General features: G+C 41.9%; 15 protein-coding genes. 8 read left to right on the top strand and 7 right to left on the bottom strand.

Annotated elements, in window-relative coordinates:
* Positions 1-5 precede the first annotated feature (5 nt).
* Positions 6-242: a helix-turn-helix domain-containing protein gene (locus AC1IR0_RS04270; RefSeq protein WP_479741187.1), complete on the top strand. Its 237-nt coding sequence runs from the start codon at positions 6-8 to the stop codon at positions 240-242.
* 48 nt (positions 243-290) lie between these two features.
* Here AC1IR0_RS04270 and AC1IR0_RS04265 read toward each other — a convergent pair whose 3' ends face one another.
* The 6 genes from AC1IR0_RS04265 to AC1IR0_RS04240 all read right to left on the bottom strand — a co-directional run bounded on the left by AC1IR0_RS04265 (position 291) and on the right by AC1IR0_RS04240 (position 9,273).
* A complete protein-coding gene (locus tag AC1IR0_RS04265; protein ID WP_479741186.1) occupies positions 291-1,088 on the bottom strand; it encodes a hypothetical protein in 798 nt (265 codons plus the stop codon).
* A gap of 271 nt (positions 1,089-1,359) precedes the next feature.
* A complete protein-coding gene (locus AC1IR0_RS04260) occupies positions 1,360-3,984 on the bottom strand; it encodes an AAA family ATPase (protein WP_479741185.1) in 2,625 nt (874 codons plus the stop codon).
* Positions 3,985-4,423: 439 nt separating this feature from the next.
* Positions 4,424-5,707, bottom strand: a complete 1,284-nt coding sequence (locus AC1IR0_RS04255; RefSeq protein ID WP_004645882.1) for a ribonucleotide-diphosphate reductase subunit beta — start codon at positions 5,705-5,707, stop codon at positions 4,424-4,426.
* 141 nt (positions 5,708-5,848) lie between these two features.
* Positions 5,849-5,977: a hypothetical protein gene (locus AC1IR0_RS04250; RefSeq protein ID WP_004645881.1), complete on the bottom strand. Its 129-nt coding sequence runs from the start codon at positions 5,975-5,977 to the stop codon at positions 5,849-5,851.
* Positions 5,978-6,037: 60 nt separating this feature from the next.
* Positions 6,038-6,163 (bottom strand): hypothetical protein, encoded by a 126-nt coding sequence (locus AC1IR0_RS04245; protein WP_004732081.1) that lies wholly within the window; start codon positions 6,161-6,163, stop codon positions 6,038-6,040.
* A 272-nt stretch (positions 6,164-6,435) separates the two neighbouring features.
* The gene (locus AC1IR0_RS04240; RefSeq protein ID WP_479741184.1) at positions 6,436-9,273 is read right to left on the bottom strand and encodes a ribonucleoside-diphosphate reductase subunit alpha; all 2,838 of its coding nucleotides are present in this window, start codon (positions 9,271-9,273) and stop codon (positions 6,436-6,438) included.
* A gap of 567 nt (positions 9,274-9,840) precedes the next feature.
* Here AC1IR0_RS04240 and bfmR point away from each other — a divergent pair.
* Both bfmR and bfmS read left to right on the top strand, forming a co-directional pair.
* The gene (gene bfmR, locus AC1IR0_RS04235) at positions 9,841-10,557 is read left to right on the top strand and encodes a response regulator transcription factor BfmR (RefSeq protein WP_004280782.1); all 717 of its coding nucleotides are present in this window, start codon (positions 9,841-9,843) and stop codon (positions 10,555-10,557) included.
* Positions 10,558-10,599: 42 nt separating this feature from the next.
* Complete coding sequence (gene bfmS, locus AC1IR0_RS04230) at positions 10,600-12,273, top strand: sensor histidine kinase BfmS (RefSeq protein WP_253113444.1); 1,674 nt, start codon at positions 10,600-10,602, stop codon at positions 12,271-12,273.
* A gap of 66 nt (positions 12,274-12,339) precedes the next feature.
* On the opposite strand, the gene AC1IR0_RS04225 is transcribed toward bfmS, so the two are convergent.
* Positions 12,340-12,696: a hypothetical protein gene (locus AC1IR0_RS04225; protein WP_180180503.1), complete on the bottom strand. Its 357-nt coding sequence runs from the start codon at positions 12,694-12,696 to the stop codon at positions 12,340-12,342.
* 572 nt (positions 12,697-13,268) lie between these two features.
* Here AC1IR0_RS04225 and ndhC point away from each other — a divergent pair.
* The 5 genes from ndhC (at position 13,269) to nuoF (ending at position 18,232) form a co-directional block, all read left to right on the top strand.
* Positions 13,269-13,814 carry an NADH-quinone oxidoreductase subunit A gene (gene ndhC / locus AC1IR0_RS04220; RefSeq protein WP_044111083.1) on the top strand — a complete coding sequence of 182 codons (546 nt, stop codon included), beginning with the start codon at positions 13,269-13,271 and terminating at the stop codon, positions 13,812-13,814.
* 6 nt (positions 13,815-13,820) lie between these two features.
* The gene (locus AC1IR0_RS04215) at positions 13,821-14,501 is read left to right on the top strand and encodes a NuoB/complex I 20 kDa subunit family protein (protein ID WP_004280778.1); all 681 of its coding nucleotides are present in this window, start codon (positions 13,821-13,823) and stop codon (positions 14,499-14,501) included.
* A gap of 91 nt (positions 14,502-14,592) precedes the next feature.
* Entirely contained in the window at positions 14,593-16,380 is a 1,788-nt protein-coding gene (gene nuoC, locus AC1IR0_RS04210) for an NADH-quinone oxidoreductase subunit C/D (RefSeq protein ID WP_004732074.1), read from the top strand.
* A 14-nt stretch (positions 16,381-16,394) separates the two neighbouring features.
* Complete coding sequence (nuoE, locus tag AC1IR0_RS04205; RefSeq protein WP_004280775.1) at positions 16,395-16,904, top strand: NADH-quinone oxidoreductase subunit NuoE; 510 nt, start codon at positions 16,395-16,397, stop codon at positions 16,902-16,904.
* Positions 16,901-18,232, top strand: coding sequence for an NADH-quinone oxidoreductase subunit NuoF (nuoF, locus tag AC1IR0_RS04200; protein ID WP_004280774.1), 1,332 nt, complete (start codon positions 16,901-16,903; stop codon positions 18,230-18,232). The genes nuoE and nuoF overlap by 4 nt, the downstream gene beginning before the upstream one ends.
* Positions 18,233-18,234: the final 2 nt, after the last annotated feature.

The following is an 18,234-nucleotide window of genomic DNA, read 5'->3' as shown; positions in this document are numbered from 1 at the left end:
GAGCCATGCGCTCAATACATGATCCTAGGTATCAAGACCTAATTAAGAAACTTATAGAACTGCGTGAATCAAAAAATGTGACTCAGGTTGAGCTTGCACGTCTTTTGAATAAGCCCCAATCTTATGTTTCCAAAGTTGAAATCTTAGAAAGACGACTTGATGTGATTGAATTAATTGATTGGCTTAAAGTTCTAGATAAAGAAATAACAGTTTTTATGAGCCAATTTGATTTTTTTAGTTAAGATTCATTATGTTTCTGTTCGGACAATATTTTTCATTTTTTACTAGGCTTATCGATCAAATTCAGGACCATCTATATTATTATCTCTATCCTTTTTTTGTTGAGGTTCTTGTATTTGAAACCAGTTATCATAAAAATTATTATTGATAAATGTATTATCGAGTGTAGGTTCTAATAAGTTATTTAAGCCTACAGCAGAATTTAATATAAAAGCAGGGGGATTCGATGAAAAATTTAATTTTTTTATTGATTCAACCGATTTTTCACAAAAATCTAGATGTAATCCAAGTAAATTATCTCCTAAAGATACTACCCACGGCTCACCATATCGATGTATTAAACGACCGACTACATTTGTCATTTTATTTTGGCAGAGTTCTTTTGCTATGATAGTAGAAATTGAACTAGCCGCTGATTGGTTTTTATATAGATCAACATCGTACAAAAGTATATGACTTGCATGAGTCAATTCAGATATTCTTAGAAGCTGTTCAAGTTTTATTGCATTAAAGCCCTGTGTTTGATGAGTATCATTAAAGTATTGTCGTTTTGCTTCATAGAAGGCAACACCCTCAACAAAACATTCTTGGGTAAGCCATACTTTAACTATTACAGCAATATCACCATATTGGTTTTCTAAATGACTTTTTAATTTATGACATTCCCATTTTACTTTTTGTGGCTTATCGTCCCAAGTAAGTTCTAGACCTAAACTTTTAAGTGCGATAAGCATTTGTGTCGTAATATAGTTTTCATCCCAACCCCCTAGCTTTTTGTTGGAGTAGCATTTTAGTAGCTCTTCGTGAATTAGCCTAGCTGCTTCATTTCTCCATTCATTAAACTTCATTTAAGATTCCTTAGGTGTTGATATAAAATTATTACTTTATTTAGTGGCTCAATTTTAAGAGTCAAATCTATATTTTATTGCAAGTATTACATGAAGGGTTAAAGTAATATTAAGTCATCCGTGTACCAATTTTTTCCAAGCTTGAATTGGATCATCTTTTTGATTTGTCAAACATGAGTCCAAAGAGGACTCATGTTTGACTTTATGGATTAATCTACAAGAAACTACATATTATTCATAGTTTATCGATAATATATAGAATAATTGCATATTAACTAATAGCTGAATCGAGCTGTTCAAGCGAAGTTACTATAATCCCAACTACATGCTGGTCAAACTCTGGTAAGTCATCTTCTCCATGTGTACCTTTATTTAAATAACGCCAACATGGGGAGGTACCACTTGGGCCTAATAAAGATGTTAAAGCGGATAAAATTTCTGTTTTGTTAGGGATGTTTCCACGAGAAGAATTTATTTTAGTTTTTAAGTTTTCTGCAAGGTTTCTTAAATCCCACGGTTGATCTGGCGATCTTCTCGAAACGCTAATTAAACTGTCATTACGATCACTGTGTTTTCCGTAATGAATCCAAGTTCTGTTACATAGATGCTCTAAAGCCCGTCTAGATGACATAAGTGCATCTCTATATTCCCCTCTAGAATATAACTCTTTTGCCACTAATACGTAATTTTTCGGACGTTGTAGCGAATGTACATATATATGTTTATCAAGCTTTTGTGGAGAAAAGATATACGACTCGGAAGCAGCAGCTTTTTGTTTGCCAAGTATTTGATGAGTATTGTTGAAAAATTCTTCTCCATGGATAGCTAGAATAATCTGGGTCTGTTTGAAATAAGAATCGTTAAATAGTGTTTCTCTTATTGCCCCTCTATGCTCATCATCTATTGCATTAACGGGATCATCAAAAATTAGAATAGGACAATTTTCTTTGATATTCTTTGCCAATAAGATTGCTAATCCAATACATCTAATATGGCCCTCACTAAGAATATGAAGTGCATCGAAGAATTTTGTTGGCTCTGTTTGGAATGAAATAAGTAGTTTTTGGGGTTGCGTCAAAGGAAGTTGAACTGTAGCTAATTTTTCATGGGGGGTATCGTAACGATTAAATGCATTGTATAGGGTAGTAACTGTCTCGCCTAAATCAGCAACTAATTGTGATGGTAAGAGTCGATTATATTCATTTATTTTAGATACGAATTCAGTATATCCTGCTGTGATAGACTGATTTCTTTGTAAGAGAGATCCTTCTAGCATAACTTCGTTGATTAACTGTGCATTTTGAGTATTGAAATTAGTTATAAGTAATTCTGTCTTAGAAATTTCATTAACAGCCGTTTCACGTCGAGTTTGTAAGACTGTAATTTGACGTTCAAACTCACGTAATTTATGCAATTCAGCCTGTTTGGCATTCCTTGTTACTTGAGCTTGGTCAGATAAAAGATCTATATTTTCGAGTTGTTTTACCTGTGCTTGTATATACTGACAAGGGGTAAATCCATCTACTAAAGGTTGTAGTAAAGAGTTCCACCAAGTAAGACTTGGTTGTATACCATTAGGGATTTGATATACAGCGAGTTGATTGCTAATTGGTAAAAAATGTAAACAAGTACTTACCATTTGAGCCAGACTAAATAAGTATTGGCCTATAATTTGTTGAATATCCTGTATTCTTTTTTGTATTTCTGCCAAATATTGAAGTTTTTTTAATTCATCTTGGGAATTTTGGTAGGGGTTAATTGTAACTTGATTTAAGGGGGTATGACAGGCTGGGCAACTTTCAAGGTTACTTGGTTGAATCTGTATAACAGCTTCATATAGTTGTTTAAATGATACTTGTTGGCTATACAGTCCTAATTCTTGTTGTTGAATATTAAGTTGATTAATATTAACTCCAATATTATTTATCAATATGTCCAAGGCAGAAGTCGTTAGATTGCTTTTTAATGGGATTGGTGTTTGTAATTCTTGTTCTAGTTGAGGAATGGCACCTAAAGAGTCCTCCGTTCCAATAATTTCTCTAACCATTAGACTAAAGCTGAAATCGTTTTTATATCGTTGAGCGAGTGCTACTTCTTCATGTGAAATAGTTTCTAACTCAGCAAGATTATTTATTTTGATTTGTTCAGCAGATGATAACTCAAGGCGTTTTTGTGCAAGTAATTTGGTTTTCTCTCCTTGAATATCTATATATCTTTCATCGATTTCGGTAGTAAAGTTACGAACAAAATCTGTAAATTCTTCTAATCCAAATAATGTTGAAATAAGTTCAGTCTGTTTAGAGGGGGCTTGGGCTGCTATTCTAGAAAAGTTATCAATTCTATTTTTTTCTACAAAACAAAATCTGTACCTAGATGGATTTGGTTCAACAATTACATCACCCGCATTTGAATCTTTAGCAATAATATGAGGGGGAGTAAATTGATTAATATACGCATTTTTCAAATATTCAGCTTGATCTCGGAAACGTTTAGTTTCAGCCTCACTAACACTTCCAAGCATGCCATATTCGAGTGCTTCACAGAAACTTGATTTGCCAGTGCCATTTGGTCCGTAAATTAATACACATTGACTATCTAAATTAAATTCTTCTGCACGTGAAAATCCTCTAAAGGGGCCAACTACCATATGTTTTAACTGTTTAATATCTTGATGATCATTTAAATTCGTAGAGTCAGTGATAGCTATATCAGTTCTGATTTCATTCCATTGCGGTTGAGCTAAAGTAATTAATCTGCGGATTCTTTGACCTTGATGTGTTGATAGTTGAGCTAAATCTTCTAAATTATCTAAAACAATATTGGCAATTTTTTTAGCATTTATTGATGTAGATTCAACATTAAACGTTTGTAAAAAACGTAAATATTCTTCTCTCACCACAAGAATCCCCTCTAGAAATGTTTTTTTAAAAAATTAATTTTTAAAATTATGTAATTTATAGATATTTAACATTATTTTGTCTATTTTACCAGTTGGATTTGAGGTCGTGTGGGGAGATTTTTTATTTGAATGATAAAGGTGTCTTTAACACTAATTATTTACAGTTTAAATTTTTATTTCGCTATATAGACTATATAGAAATAAAAAAAGGAGTCTATTAATAGACCCCTTTTTTTATTTCTGTTGATAGTATTCATTATGACAAATGACAGTCAATTAATGATTTCATATTAATATTACAATATTGAAATATGTATCAAAAATCTTACATTATCTTGTCATTAAGCAAAGTTTTTTGACAAACAATGCGTCGTCTTATGACAAACAATGTGTCGTTTTTGACAAACCTTGTGTCGCATGACGTTTAAGCTAAACCTTACCAGCTTAACGCACCGCCAGTCTGATAATCCGTAACACGCGTCTCGAAGAAATTCTTCTCTTTACGCAAGTCCATCATTTCTGACATCCACTGGAATGGGTTGTTCACACCAGCAAACTGTTCAGGCAAGCCTAACTGCGCCAGACGACGGTTAGCAATAAACTTCAGGTATTCTTCCATCATGCCAGCATTCATGCCAAGTACACCGCGTGGCATGGTGTCACGTGCATATTCGATTTCCAGCATGGTACCTTCAAGAATCATCTGGATGATTTCTTCCTGGAATTCAGTGGTCCATAAACCTGGGTTTTCGATCTTGATCTGGTTGATCATATCGATACCGAAGTTTAGGTGCATTGACTCGTCACGCAGGATGTACTGGAATTGCTCGGCCACACCATTCATCTTGTTACGACGGCCCATAGACAGAATCTGGCTGAAACCGCAGTAGAAGAAGATACCTTCAAGTACACAGTAGAACGCGATCAGGTTGCGAAGCAGGATCTGGTCATTTTCAGGTGTACCAGTTTTGAAAGTAGGATCACTTAAAGACTGAGTATATTTCAGGCCCCACGCCGCTTTACGTGCCACTGACGGAACTTCGCGGTACATGTTGAAGACTTCGCCTTCATCCATACCTAACGACTCGATACAGTACTGGTAAGCGTGTGTGTGAATCGCTTCTTCAAATGCCTGACGCAAGATGTACTGACGGCATTCAGGGTTGGTAATGTGACGGTAAATCGCCAGTACCAGATTGTTTGCAACCAGTGAATCGGCAGTCGAGAAGAAACCAAGTGAACGCATTACGATGGTACGTTCATCTTCAGTCAAGCCATTTTCAGACTTCCACAGCGCGATGTCGTGGTTCATGTTGACTTCTTGTGGCATCCAGTGGTTTGCACATCCGTCCAGATACTTCTGCCAAGCCCATTCGTATTTGAATGGAACAAGCTGGTTCAAGTCTGCACGACAGTTGATCATCGCCTTGTCATCAACCTGTACACGCTGTGCACCCATTTCAAGCTCTTCCAGACCCGGTGCAACATCAAGTTGCTCTAGGGAAGCAGATGCTCTTGCCAGCGAATCGGTTGGATTTGATCCTCGGTTTTGAGTGGCTCTAAGGGGTTGTGCAGCTGCCACATCCGGCGATGCGTTGCCTGCATCAGATACCATCTGTGAATTAGTCGCTTTTTGCGGCTCGACGGGCGCAGGCTGCTGTTCAGGTGCAGCCGGTTTTTGCGAATCATCTTCGAAATCGTCCCAACTTAGGATAGACATATCAATTCTCTCTACGTTGCTTTATATCTTTTATGAGACATTCAGCTTGGCTGAGATGTCTTACTATACGCTTAATTTGTGTAAGCAAAATTAAGTTTTGTCGATGAATGCTCTAGTTTTATACAGGAGCAATGATCCCCACTACTTATTTTGCTTACGCTGCTGGCGAACTTTGAACCAGAAATAAGCAATCGGTAAATAAAAGGTAATACCAAAGGAAATCAGCAATGCCGCAAGTCCTAACATGTAGTTATGAGTCATATGTGGCATTGAGGTTTCCTTTTACTTTTAGTTTGTGAATCCTAGCCGAAACTAGGATTCACGTTTAAATCATTTTTTAGATGATTTACTAGGCTTGATTGTTTCAGTAACTGTAGTTTTAGGATGCTTTTTTGCATAGCCTTCAGTTACGAAACGACCAGTTCCTGCATCACGAGAAACTTTTTTCGTAGCCATAGAGATAATCTCCATTACAAATTCAAGATGACTCTTACTGGCTCGTTTCTCGAATTGATGATACAATCCGTTCACGCATTTTGTGATGCCAGCCTCGTTGTGACCATCTTGGTATCACTTCGAGATTGAAAGCCTTCTAGTTAGTTTTGACGGACGCTAGAGGGCTTTTTTATTGCCTGAATTTCGTAATCCCCCTAAGTCCCCCTTTGAAAAGGGGGATTTTCTCCCTCCTTTATTAAAGGAGGGTCGGGGAGGATTTAAAACCTGTCAGATTATTGACAAGCTTCACAATCAGGATTGTCAATTGAACATGCCATTGGCACTGGCGCCGCTTGAGCAAAACCTTCTTCCTCTGCAGGAGCTTCAGGTTTTTGCGCTTCAACGACAGGAGCTGCTGCTACAACAGGCGCCGCAACAGTTGCAGGTTTAACTGCGTTCAATGCGCCAGTGTTAATGGTTGATTTCTCAGCAGAAGTCGCACCCAATGCACGAAGGTAATAAGTCGTCTTAAGACCACGTAACCAAGCCATCTTGTAAGTGATATCCAGTTTCTTACCGTTTGCACCAGCGATGTAAAGGTTAAGAGACTGAGCCTGATCGATCCATTTTTGACGACGTGATGCAGCATCCACGATCCAGCGTGTATCAACTTCAAATGCAGTCGCGAAAATGGCTTTAAGCTCTTCAGGAATACGGGAAATCTTCTGAACAGAACCTTCGAAGTGTTTCAGGTCGTTGACCATCACCGCATCCCAAAGACCACGTTCTTTCAACGCACGTACCAGGTACGGGTTGATCACAGTGAATTCACCAGACAAGTTAGATTTCACATATAAGTTCTGGAATGTAGGCTCAATAGATTGAGACACGCCACAAATGTTTGAAATCGTAGCAGTCGGAGCAATCGCCATTACGTTCGAGTTACGCATACCGTCTTTTTGAACTTTGGCACGTAAAGTATCCCAGTCCAGACGTTGAGTGCGGTCTACTTCGAACATGCGTTCCGGACGGGTTTTTGCAACCAGATCAAGCGAGTCGATTGGCAGGATACCTTGACCCCATAATGAACCCTTGAATGTTTCGTATGTACCACGTTCAACAGCCAAATCGCTAGATGTTGAAATCGCGTAGTACGAAATCACTTCCATCGATTCATCAGCAAACTCAACCGCAGCATCAGAACCATAAGCCAGGTTCATTTCGTATAACGCATCCTGGAAGCCCATGATACCCATACCGACTGGACGGTGTTTCAGGTTCGAGTTGCGCGCTTGCGGAACAGCGTAGTAGTTGATGTCAATCACGTTGTCGAGCATACGAACGGCTGTTTTAACTGTACGCGCCAGTTTTTCGCGATCAAGAACACCACCTTGAACGTGTTGTACCAGGTTGATTGAACCTAGGTTACATACTGCGATTTCTTCTTTGCTGGTGTTCAGCGTGATTTCTGTACACAGGTTAGAAGAGTGAACCACGCCTACGTGTTGCTGTGGTGAACGCAGATTACATACGTCTTTGAATGTGATCCACGGGTGACCTGTTTCAAACAGCATCGACAGCATTTTGCGCCACAAATCTTTTGCACGGATTTTCTTGTGCAACATGTTTGTTTCTTTGGCAATCGCTTCGTAGTGTGCATAACGCTCAGCGAATGCAGCACCAGTCAAATCATGCAGATCGGGCGTTTCAGAAGGCGTGAATAAAGTCCATTCTGCATCTTCGAATACACGTTGCATGAACAGGTCAGGAACCCAGTTCGCAGTGTTCATGTCATGGGTACGACGACGGTCATCACCGGTGTTCTTACGCAGTTCAAGAAATTCTTCGATGTCCAGGTGCCAGGTTTCTAAGTATGCACAAACTGCACCTTTACGCTTACCACCTTGGTTAACCGCAACAGCAGTATCGTTCGCTACTTTCAGGAACGGAACTACACCTTGCGACTTACCGTTAGTTCCTTTGATGTAGGAGTTCAAGGCACGAACTGGTGTCCAGTCGTTACCTAAACCACCTGCCCATTTAGACAGCATTGCGTTATCACGCATCGCGCCATAAATGTCATACAGGTCATCATCAATGGTTGTTAAGTAGCAGCTAGACAACTGTGGACGTAACGTACCTGAGTTAAACAGGGTAGGCGTCGAAGCCATGTAGTCGAAGCTAGACAACAAGTTATAGAATTCGATTGCACGGTCTTCACGGTTTTCTTCATTGAGCGACAAGCCCATAGAAACACGCATAAAGAATAATTGCGGCAATTCGAAACGTACGCCATCCGAGTGGATGAAGTAACGGTCAAATAAGGTTTGTAGACCCAGGTAAGTAAACTGGTTAGAACGTTCCGGTTGAATCGCAGCAGCCAGTTTCGCCAGGTCAAAGTTCAGCAATTCTGGAGAAAGCAGCTCAAGCTCAATCCCTTTTTTCAGGTAAGTTTCTAGCGCATCGCCTTCAACTGTATCTACAGGTAGACCCAGGAATTTCAAACCAGTCGCAACCAGGTCATCACGCAATAAACGTGCAGTCACATACGTATAGTTAGGCTCTTGCTCGATACGGGTACGGGTCGCCATCATCATCGTGGTCGAGATGTCAGACTCTTTTACGCCGTTGTACAAGTTTTTCACAGTCTCATCGACAATGGCTTGTACATCAATCCCTTCAAGGCCTTCTGCTGCTTTAGTAACATGCGCAGTTAAAGCACTTAAATCTAGTGGCTTGAGTTTGCCTTCAGCATCGGTAATTTGCAGGGTCGGGTGATGATGTGCACCTAACTGTTTACGTGCTTCAGAACGTTGTTCACGGTAAATGACATAAGAGCGTGCAACTTTCTGTTCGCCCGTACGCATTAGCGCAAGTTCAACTTGGTCTTGAATTTCTTCAATATGAATCGTTCCGCCAGAAGGTAAACGACGTTTAAAGGTATTTAATACCATTTCCGTCAGTTGCTCGATACGATCATGGATCCGGCTCGAGTCAGCGCTTTGTTGGCCTTCAACCGCCAAAAACGCTTTACCAATTGCGACAGAAATTTTTTCTGCATCAAAAGCGGCAACATCACCGGTGCGTTTAATCACCTGAAGTTGACCAGGAGTTGAAGTGATTACGCTCATGTTAGCATAGCTCCATTGTCATCTATTTTTATGTTTATGGACCGTTTGAACTGGGCAAAATTCGTGCCACAGTGTTTGAGGAATAAACACAAGACCTAGTGGTTTTAAAATTAATTGAACACAAGATACGGGAAAATTTAGGGTAGATCAATATTGACATTTAGCTAAAAATTTTTCTTAAGTTGTGCTTTAATCCTTGTAAAAATATCGCTATTTTTATTGATTTTTGTATAAGCCTTATCAGGCAAGGCATAGCATAACAAAGTCCCAAGAAAGTGCTTATAGATAACACTGTGGATAACTAAAAAGTGCGGAATCAAGCAGTCATATTTTGTCCATGTAATAGTTGTGTAAATCGAAAATCAGATCTAAACCACTGTTTCAAGCATAATTGTCCAAAAAATGCACGATAAAATATTACAAAATGCTATCTTGATGTATCAGTTTGGTGAACGCTATCTTGTTTACAATGTAAACGTGTGTATATTGCAAGCATATTAAAAACGTATCTATTGGATTTCAAAAGGATACGCCTATAGCGTAGATCCACCAAATAAGGGGCAATACATGAGCCAAGAAGAAAAGTTACCCAAGATTTTAATTGTTGAAGATGACGAGCGTCTTGCCCGTTTAACGCAAGAATACCTCATTCGTAACGGACTTGAGGTGGGGGTAGAGCCGGATGGTAACCGTGCCATTCGTCGGATTATTGCCGAGCAGCCAGATATGGTGGTGCTGGATGTGATGTTGCCAGGTGCGGATGGCTTGACCATTTGCCGTGAAGTGCGTCCACATTATCATCAACCGATTTTGATGTTGACTGCGCGTACTGAAGACATGGATCAGGTTTTGGGTCTGGAAATGGGTGCAGATGACTATGTCGCTAAACCGGTTCAGCCACGTGTATTGCTGGCACGTATTCGTGCATTGCTGCGTCGTACTGACAAGGTGCCTGAAGATGAAGTAGCACAGCGCATCGAATTTGATGATCTGGTCATCGACAATGGCGGCCGTTCAGTGACCTTAAATGGCGATCTGGTTGATTTTACCAGTGCAGAATATGACCTGTTATGGTTGCTTGCATCGAATGCTGGCCGTATTCTCTCTCGCGAAGATATTTTCGAGCGTTTACGTGGTATCGAATATGATGGTCAAGACCGTTCAATCGATGTGCGTATTTCTCGTATCCGTCCAAAAATCGGTGACGATCCAGAAAATCCGAAGCGTATTAAAACAGTACGTAGTAAGGGTTATCTTTTTGTTAAAGAGACCAATGGTCTTTAAGCAAATGTGGTTTGTTGCTTGAACAAGCAGGATAAATTATAGGTGTTTAAACACAGTATATTTTTGCGTATATACGCAGGACTCGTCATCCTTGTCGTCTTGGTGGCGGTGTTCGGCTATTTGTTGGTACAGATTATCAACTATCAGCGTGCGCAAGAATATCGCGAATCCCTGACTGATGGTATGGCATATATCATCAGTGAGGGGGTTGCACGCCAGCCAAATCTCCAGCAAAAAATGGATTGGGTTTCTGATGCCTCCGATTTGCTGGAATTGCCCATTCACTATGTAGAAGCCAGCAAGGTCGACATTACCCGTGCTGAAGGGCGCCGTATTGCCGAACGAAAAGCGGTGGTGCGTTGGGATGCTGAATCGGGTATTGCCTATATTGTAGTTGGGCTGCGTGATGACCCGGGTCATTACCTTTATATTAAGGCCGACAGCATTACTGAGCGCCAGATGAAGGCCTTACCAGTCTTTATCCTGGATTATCTGGTCTACTATCCAGGTCAGGAAAAAGAATACCTGGCTCGTATTCAGGATTATTTTTCTTATCCGGTTTCCATCGAAAACGTCCAGAATCTACCTTTAGACTCCGAGCAAATCGGACGTCTGCGTCTGGATCACAGCATCATTTTATACCGCGACAATGCCTCTATTCGTGGTACCACAATTTCAATTATTTCACCGATTCCTGGTTCGACCTCGCAAGTATTGGTCATGGGGCCGGTACCCTTGTTTAACTGGATGCCATTCCAGTTGGCGACCGGTATTACCTTATTAAGCCTGTTTGTGTTGAGTCTGGGTGTTTATGGTCTTCTGGTTCCGATGCAGCGTAAGTTGCGTGAAGTCAGCTATGCCTTAAACAAAATGAAATCGGGTAATATGTCATTGCGTCTTCCTGTGGAAGGCAGTGACGAGATGTCTACACTGGCGTCTAGCTATAACAATATGTCAGATCATATCCAGCGTTTGATCGAAGCGCAGCGTGAGTTGATGCGTGCGGTGTCGCATGAGTTGCGTACACCGGTGGCACGAATCCGCTTTGGTGTGGAAATGATGGCGGATGAAGATGACTACGATTATCGTCTGCAACAGGTGGAACAGATTGATAAAGATATTGAAGCGCTGAATACCTTGATTGATGAGATCATGACCTATGCCAAACTGGAACAGGGCATGCCGTCGATTGAGTTTGAACAGATTGATCTGTATGACGTACTGAATCAGGTGGCGCAAGAAACTGAGGCGCTGAAAACCCAGAAAATCATTGAATTACATCCAATGCCTGTTGCGGTCACGGTAGAGGCGGAGCGTCGTTATCTGCATCGTGTAATTCAGAATCTGGTCGGCAATGCTATACGTTATTGCGATAATAAAATCTTGATTAGCGGTGGTCTGGACCAAGATGGTCAGGCTTATGTTTGTGTTGAAGATGACGGGCCGGGGATTCCGGAAATAGATCGTGCCCGCATTTTTGAAGCCTTTGCCCGACTGGATGATAGCCGTACCCGTGCGTCGGGTGGTTATGGTTTAGGTTTGTCGATTGTCAGCCGGATTGCGTACTGGTTCGGTGGCACGATTCAGGTTGATCAAAGTCCGACGCTGGGTGGCGCGCGTTTTACTATGACTTGGCCGGCACAACGTTATGTCAAGAAGAGTAAGCGCAAAATGCTGGAAAAAAAGCCAGAGGAAGCGAGTGATCATTTAGCTTGATATTGTGTAAATGATTTTGGTCATAAAAAAACGATGCATCGGCATCGTTTTTTATTGGAAGAGATTTTATTCCTGAATGGTCGCATCAGGTTCAATGAGTGATTTGCCCTCTTTTAAGCTTTGTAGCGCTTCAGGGTTAAAGTCGATCAACAGTTTGGTGTTTTTCGCATCGACATTATAGCGCTGAATCAGTTTCTGGTCGCCTGATAAGGTTTCGACTTTATATTCGTCAGCGATATTCATAATGCCATCCAGATTGATGCTGGAGGAGGCATGATCTTCTTGAAAAAGTGCATGGATGTCACGTAAGTCAAAAGCTGCCTGGTTTATATTAGGATTTTTCTGGATGTAATTTTCTATATGGCGAACCAGTAATTGAGCAAATAAAAAATAATTAGGTCGATGGGAAAAGCGTAGAGACATGCAAGGACTCCTTATTGTTACTTTATTAATGTCATGATGTGGTTTAGAAATAGAAATAACATATTCTGAATCAGTCCGTTGAGCATGTTGCAAAAAGACACAATTGCCAATCCAAGATTACCAAGTAGCTGCAGGGGGTAAAGCAACAGTTAGATGTAAAAAATCACATTAAATATCAAGTTAAATCAAATAATTTGAAAGAAAAAATAGTTGTTAAAATAAGTTTTTATCCGATTTAACTTGGATTCAATAGTGAAAAGGACTATATCTAAATGGGTGGGCGAGAAAAGCAACTTATCGATCAGCCTATTTTCTGGTAGCGCTATTTATAAAAAAATTAATAGATAATTAAAATTTAATTTAGGAAAACGATTAAAACGAATTCTGAATGATTAAAGTCAAATTAAATGCTGAAATGTCTAAAAAATCATCCCAAAGACTAAGGCTTATAAACTAGCAAGTGAAATCCAAAATCAGGTACAATTGGCGGGATTAATTTTGTGTTTGGTGTATTTGAAGGCCAATACATACATTCTTTGTTAACAAATAGGCCTGCCAGGAGTTATCCCCGCATGAGTGCTATTACTCCATACGAATGGGCAATTATTGCCTTCGTGATCGGCGTTACATTTTTATGCGTCTTTATGCTGACTGTCCCATTACTCCTCGGGGGTAAATCATGGGGCCGTGCCAAGCAGGAGCAGTTTGAGTCAGGTGTAGTTAGCGCAGGTGGAGCTCGTATCCGCTTGTCTGCAAAGTTCTATTTAGTTGCAATTTTCTTCGTAGTGTTTGATTTAGAAGCACTTTATCTATATGCATGGGCGGTTTCTGTTCGTGAAGTAGGTTGGATTGGTTTTGCAACTGCAGCTATCTTTATCATAGTTTTACTTGTTGGTTTGATTTACGAATTATCGACAGGCGCACTTAATTGGGCACCTTCAGACAGACGTAAGGCAGCAGGAATTAAAGCTAAGATTGGTTCGCCAAATATGGATCTTGCAGAAATTACGCGCTTCAACTCGGTTGAAGAATTGGTGATGGATCCAACGGGTCAAATCCCGGCTCAATCATCTGGTTTTGTGAAAAAGTCACAAACTCAATTATCTGATAAGGAGTAAGACGGGATGAAATATACATTAACCCGTGCGAATCCGAATGCTGACCAATATCCACTTCAGGAACGTATTGTTGTAGAAGATCCGTTGCTAGAAGAGGAAGTGAATAAAAATGTATTCATGACTCGCTTAGAGGATGTGGTACATACAGCAGTCAACTGGGGTCGTAAAAACTCAGTTTGGCCATTTAACTTTGGTACATCTTGCTGCTACGTGGAATATGCAACGACCTTGACCGGCGTGCATGACTTGTCACGTTTTGGTGCCGAGGTTATCCGTGCTTCACCGCGTCAGGCGGACTTAATGATTGTGGCGGGTACATGCTTTGTGAAAATGGCGCCGGTAATTCAGCGTCTGTATGAACAGATGCTTGAACCGAAATGGGTCATTTCAATGGGTGCATGTGCCAACTCAGGTGGTATGTACGATATTTATTCAGTCGTACAAGGTGTGGATAAAATCATCCCGGTCGATGTGTATATTCCAGGTTGCCCACCACGTCCTGAAGCTTTGATTCAGGCATTGATGCTGTTGCAAGACCAGATTCAACTAGAGCGTCGTCCGCTTTCTGCGGTGATCGGTGATGATCTTAAGCCAGTGTATAAGCCAAAGATGATGCCGGAACGTGACCGTAAGAAAGACCAGCGTGTTGCTGTGAAAAATCTGCGCTCAATGGATGAAATTAAATAATTTAAACGACAGGTTGTTTTGTTGTGCACCCGCTATGGGTGTAATTGTCGTTTAGATTGACTGAATTTGTATTAAATAGGAAGCCAAGCCAATGGCTGAAACTGACATTGCTATGCCAGAATCAACGCCTGTTGATTCACGCCCAGCATTTGCCATCATTGAAGAACTCAAAACCAAATTTGGTGAGAACTTCTTTGTGCAAACGACTTTCGAGGATTTCCCGACAGTCTGGGTTGAGCGCGCACGTGTACAAGAAGTTTTAATGTTCTTGCGTACAGTGTCACGTCCTTACGTGATGTTGTTCGACTTGTCAGCGGTAGATGAGCGTCTGCGTACGCACCGCGACGGTTTACCTGCGTCTGACTTCACCGTGTTCTATCACCTGTTGTCGCTCGAGCGTAATACTGACATTCGTATTAAAGTTGCCTTAGCAGAAAGCGATTTGAATCTTCCGACGGCAACCAATATTTGGCCAAATGCCAACTGGTACGAACGTGAAGCTTACGATATGTTCGGGATCAATTTCGAAGGGCATCCAATGCTCCGTCGTATCTTGTTGCCAACCTATTGGGAAGGTCATCCGCTACGTAAAGAATATTCTGCACGTGCGACTGAATATACGCCGTATTTGCAAGATAAAGCCAAACAGGACTACGAACAGGAACATCTTCGCTTCGTCCCTGAAGATTGGGGTATGAAGCGCGGCAATGCCGATGAAGACTTCATGTTCCTGAACTTGGGTCCGAACCATCCATCTGCGCACGGTGCGTTCCGTGTGATCTTGCAGCTGGACGGTGAAGAAGTGAAAGACTGTGTACCTGATATCGGTTATCACCACCGTGGTGTGGAAAAGATGGCTGAACGTCAAACCTGGCATTCATTCATTCCGTATACAGACCGTGTTGACTACCTCGGTGGTTGTGCGCAAAACATGCCTTACGTGCTTGGCGTAGAGCAAATGGCCGGTATTACTGTACCTGACCGTGCGCAATGTATCCGCGTGATGATGTCTGAACTGTTCCGTATCAATAACCACTTGCTGTTTATCGGTACTGCAATTCAAGATGCCGGCGGTATGACGCCAGTCTTCTACATGTTCGCCGATCGTCAAAAAATCTATGACGCAATTGAAGCGATCACCGGTTACCGTATGCACCCGGCATGGTTCCGTATCGGTGGTACAGCACATGACCTTCCAAACAACTGGCAGCACTTGATCCGTGAAATCCTGGACTGGATGCCAAAACGTTTGAAGGAATACCATACTGCGGCGCTGAAAAACTCGGTGTTTGTGGGTCGTACCCGTAATGTTGCGCAATACGATGCAAAATCTGCATTGGCTTGGGGTGTAACAGGTACAGGTCTACGCGCTACAGGTATCGACTTTGACGTACGTAAATACCGTCCATATAGCGGTTATGAAAATTACGACTTCGAAGTGCCAGTGGAGTACGAAGGCGATGCCTATGCACGTGTCATCGTTCACTACCGTGAAATCGAAGAATCACTGAAAATTATCAAACAATGTTTAGATAATATGCCGTCTGGTGCGTATAAAGCAGACCATCCACTGGCTGTTCCACCACCAAAAGACAAGACATTACAAGATATTGAAACCTTAATTACGCACTTCCTGAGCGTATCTTGGGGTCCTGTAATGCCGGCGGGTGAAGCATCTGTGATGGCGGAAGTGGTGAAAGGCGCGTCGAACTACTACTTGACTTCAGACAAGTCAACCATGAGTTACCGTACCCGTATCCGTACACCAACCTTCACGCATTTACAGCAAATGCCTTCTGTGATTAACGGCAGCTTAATGTCTGACTTAATCATTTATTTAGCGACCATTGACGTCGTAATGGCTGACGTGGATCGCTAAGGGGTAAACGCATTATGATGATTTTGACTGATAAAAAGCCACGTGTGAATGTTGAAGGGATTTTGACTGCGGACGAAATTCACGATATCGAACATCACATGGGGCACTACCCATACCCACGTGCAGCGTGTCTAGATGCGCTGAAGTGTGTACAACGCCGTAATGGCTGGGTAGATGATGCGCAAATGAATGCCATCGCACAAATGCTGAGCATGAGCGTTGCGGACCTTGAAGGTGTGGCAACGTTCTATAACCGTATTTACCGTCAGCCGGTCGGTCGTCACGTAATTTTGTTATGTGATTCGATTGCGTGTTTCTTGATGGGTGCGGAAACTTTGGCAGAAGCATTCCAGCGCGAATTAGGAATCCAATTTGGTCAAACGACTGCAGATGGTCGTTTCACTTTGCTGCCAATTTGCTGCCTGGGCAACTGTGACAAAGGTCCAACCTTAATGATTGATGAAGACACGCACGGTCTGGTTGAAGTGACTTCGGTGAAACAGCTGTTGGAGAAGTATGTATGAATACTGAACCAAAACCAATTTATGGCGACGGTAACCCGGAAACGCATCCATTAACATGGCGTTTAAGCAAACAAGCCAACGTACGTAATGCAGATGATTACGAAGCGCTGGAAGGTTATGCAGGCTTTAAAAAAGCACTGACCATGTCGCCTAAAGATGTATTGGAAGTGGTTAAAGCAGCGACTGTTAAAGGTCGTGGTGGTGCAGGCTTCCCGGCAGGCATTAAATGGTCACTCATGGCGCCAAACGACAACTCAGGTCCACGTTACCTGATTTGTAATGCCGATGAGATGGAACCAGGTACCTTTAAAGACCGTTTGTTGATGGAAGATCTTCCGCATCAATTGATCGAAGGGATGCTGATTGCGGGTTATACGCTTGAAGCAACACACGGTTATATCTTTATCCGCGGCGAGTACATCGAAGCTGCTCAGTACTTAAATGAAGCACTTGAGCAAGTTCGTGCCAAAGGTTATTTGGGGGATAACATCCTCGGTACAGGCTGGAACTTCGAGTTACACGTGCATACCGGTGCGGGTCGTTATATCTGCGGTGAAGAAACTGCATTGATTAACTCGCTTGAAGGTCGCCGTGCCAACCCGCGTACTAAACCGCCATTCCCGCAAGTTGCAGGTGCTTGGGGTCGTCCTACGATTGTCAACAACGTAGAGACCTACAACAACTTACCGGCAATCATGCTGCGTGGTCCTGAATGGTACATCAACTTATCTGCTGGTAAGTCGAAAGATCCAGGCACCAAGATTTATGGTGCATCAGGTAAAGTGAAATTCCCGGGTCTATGGGAGCTTCCATTTGGTACGACAGCACGTGAAGTGATTGAAGACCATGCTGGTGGTATGCGTGACGGCTTAAAACTGAAAGCATGGTTACCGGGTGGTGCATCGACTGACTTCCTGGCTGCCGAGCATATTGATCTTCCTATGGATGCGGAAAGCATCATGAAAGCAGGTTCGCGTTTAGGAACTTGCTTATTGATGGTGGTAGATGAAACCCAATGTATGGTTTCAGCGACACGTAACCTCGAAGAATTCTTTGCACGCGAATCATGTGGTTTCTGTACGCCTTGCCGTGATGGCTTACCTTGGGCTGTGAAAGCGCTGAAAGCACTGGAAGATGGCACAGGTAAGAAAGAAGATATCGATCACTTACAAGAACTGACTCGTAAGCTTTGGATTGGTAAAACTTTCTGTGCCCACGCACCGGGTGCAATGGAGCCGCTTATGGGCGCACTCAAATATTTCCGTGGCGAATTTGAAGCGAAGGTTGTGAATGCCGCCGCTCAAACCAGCAACGTAGAACAAGCTTAAGG

Source organism: Acinetobacter sp. 129952, assembly GCF_056642055.1.
This window is presented reverse-complemented; position numbering and strand designations above follow the sequence as displayed.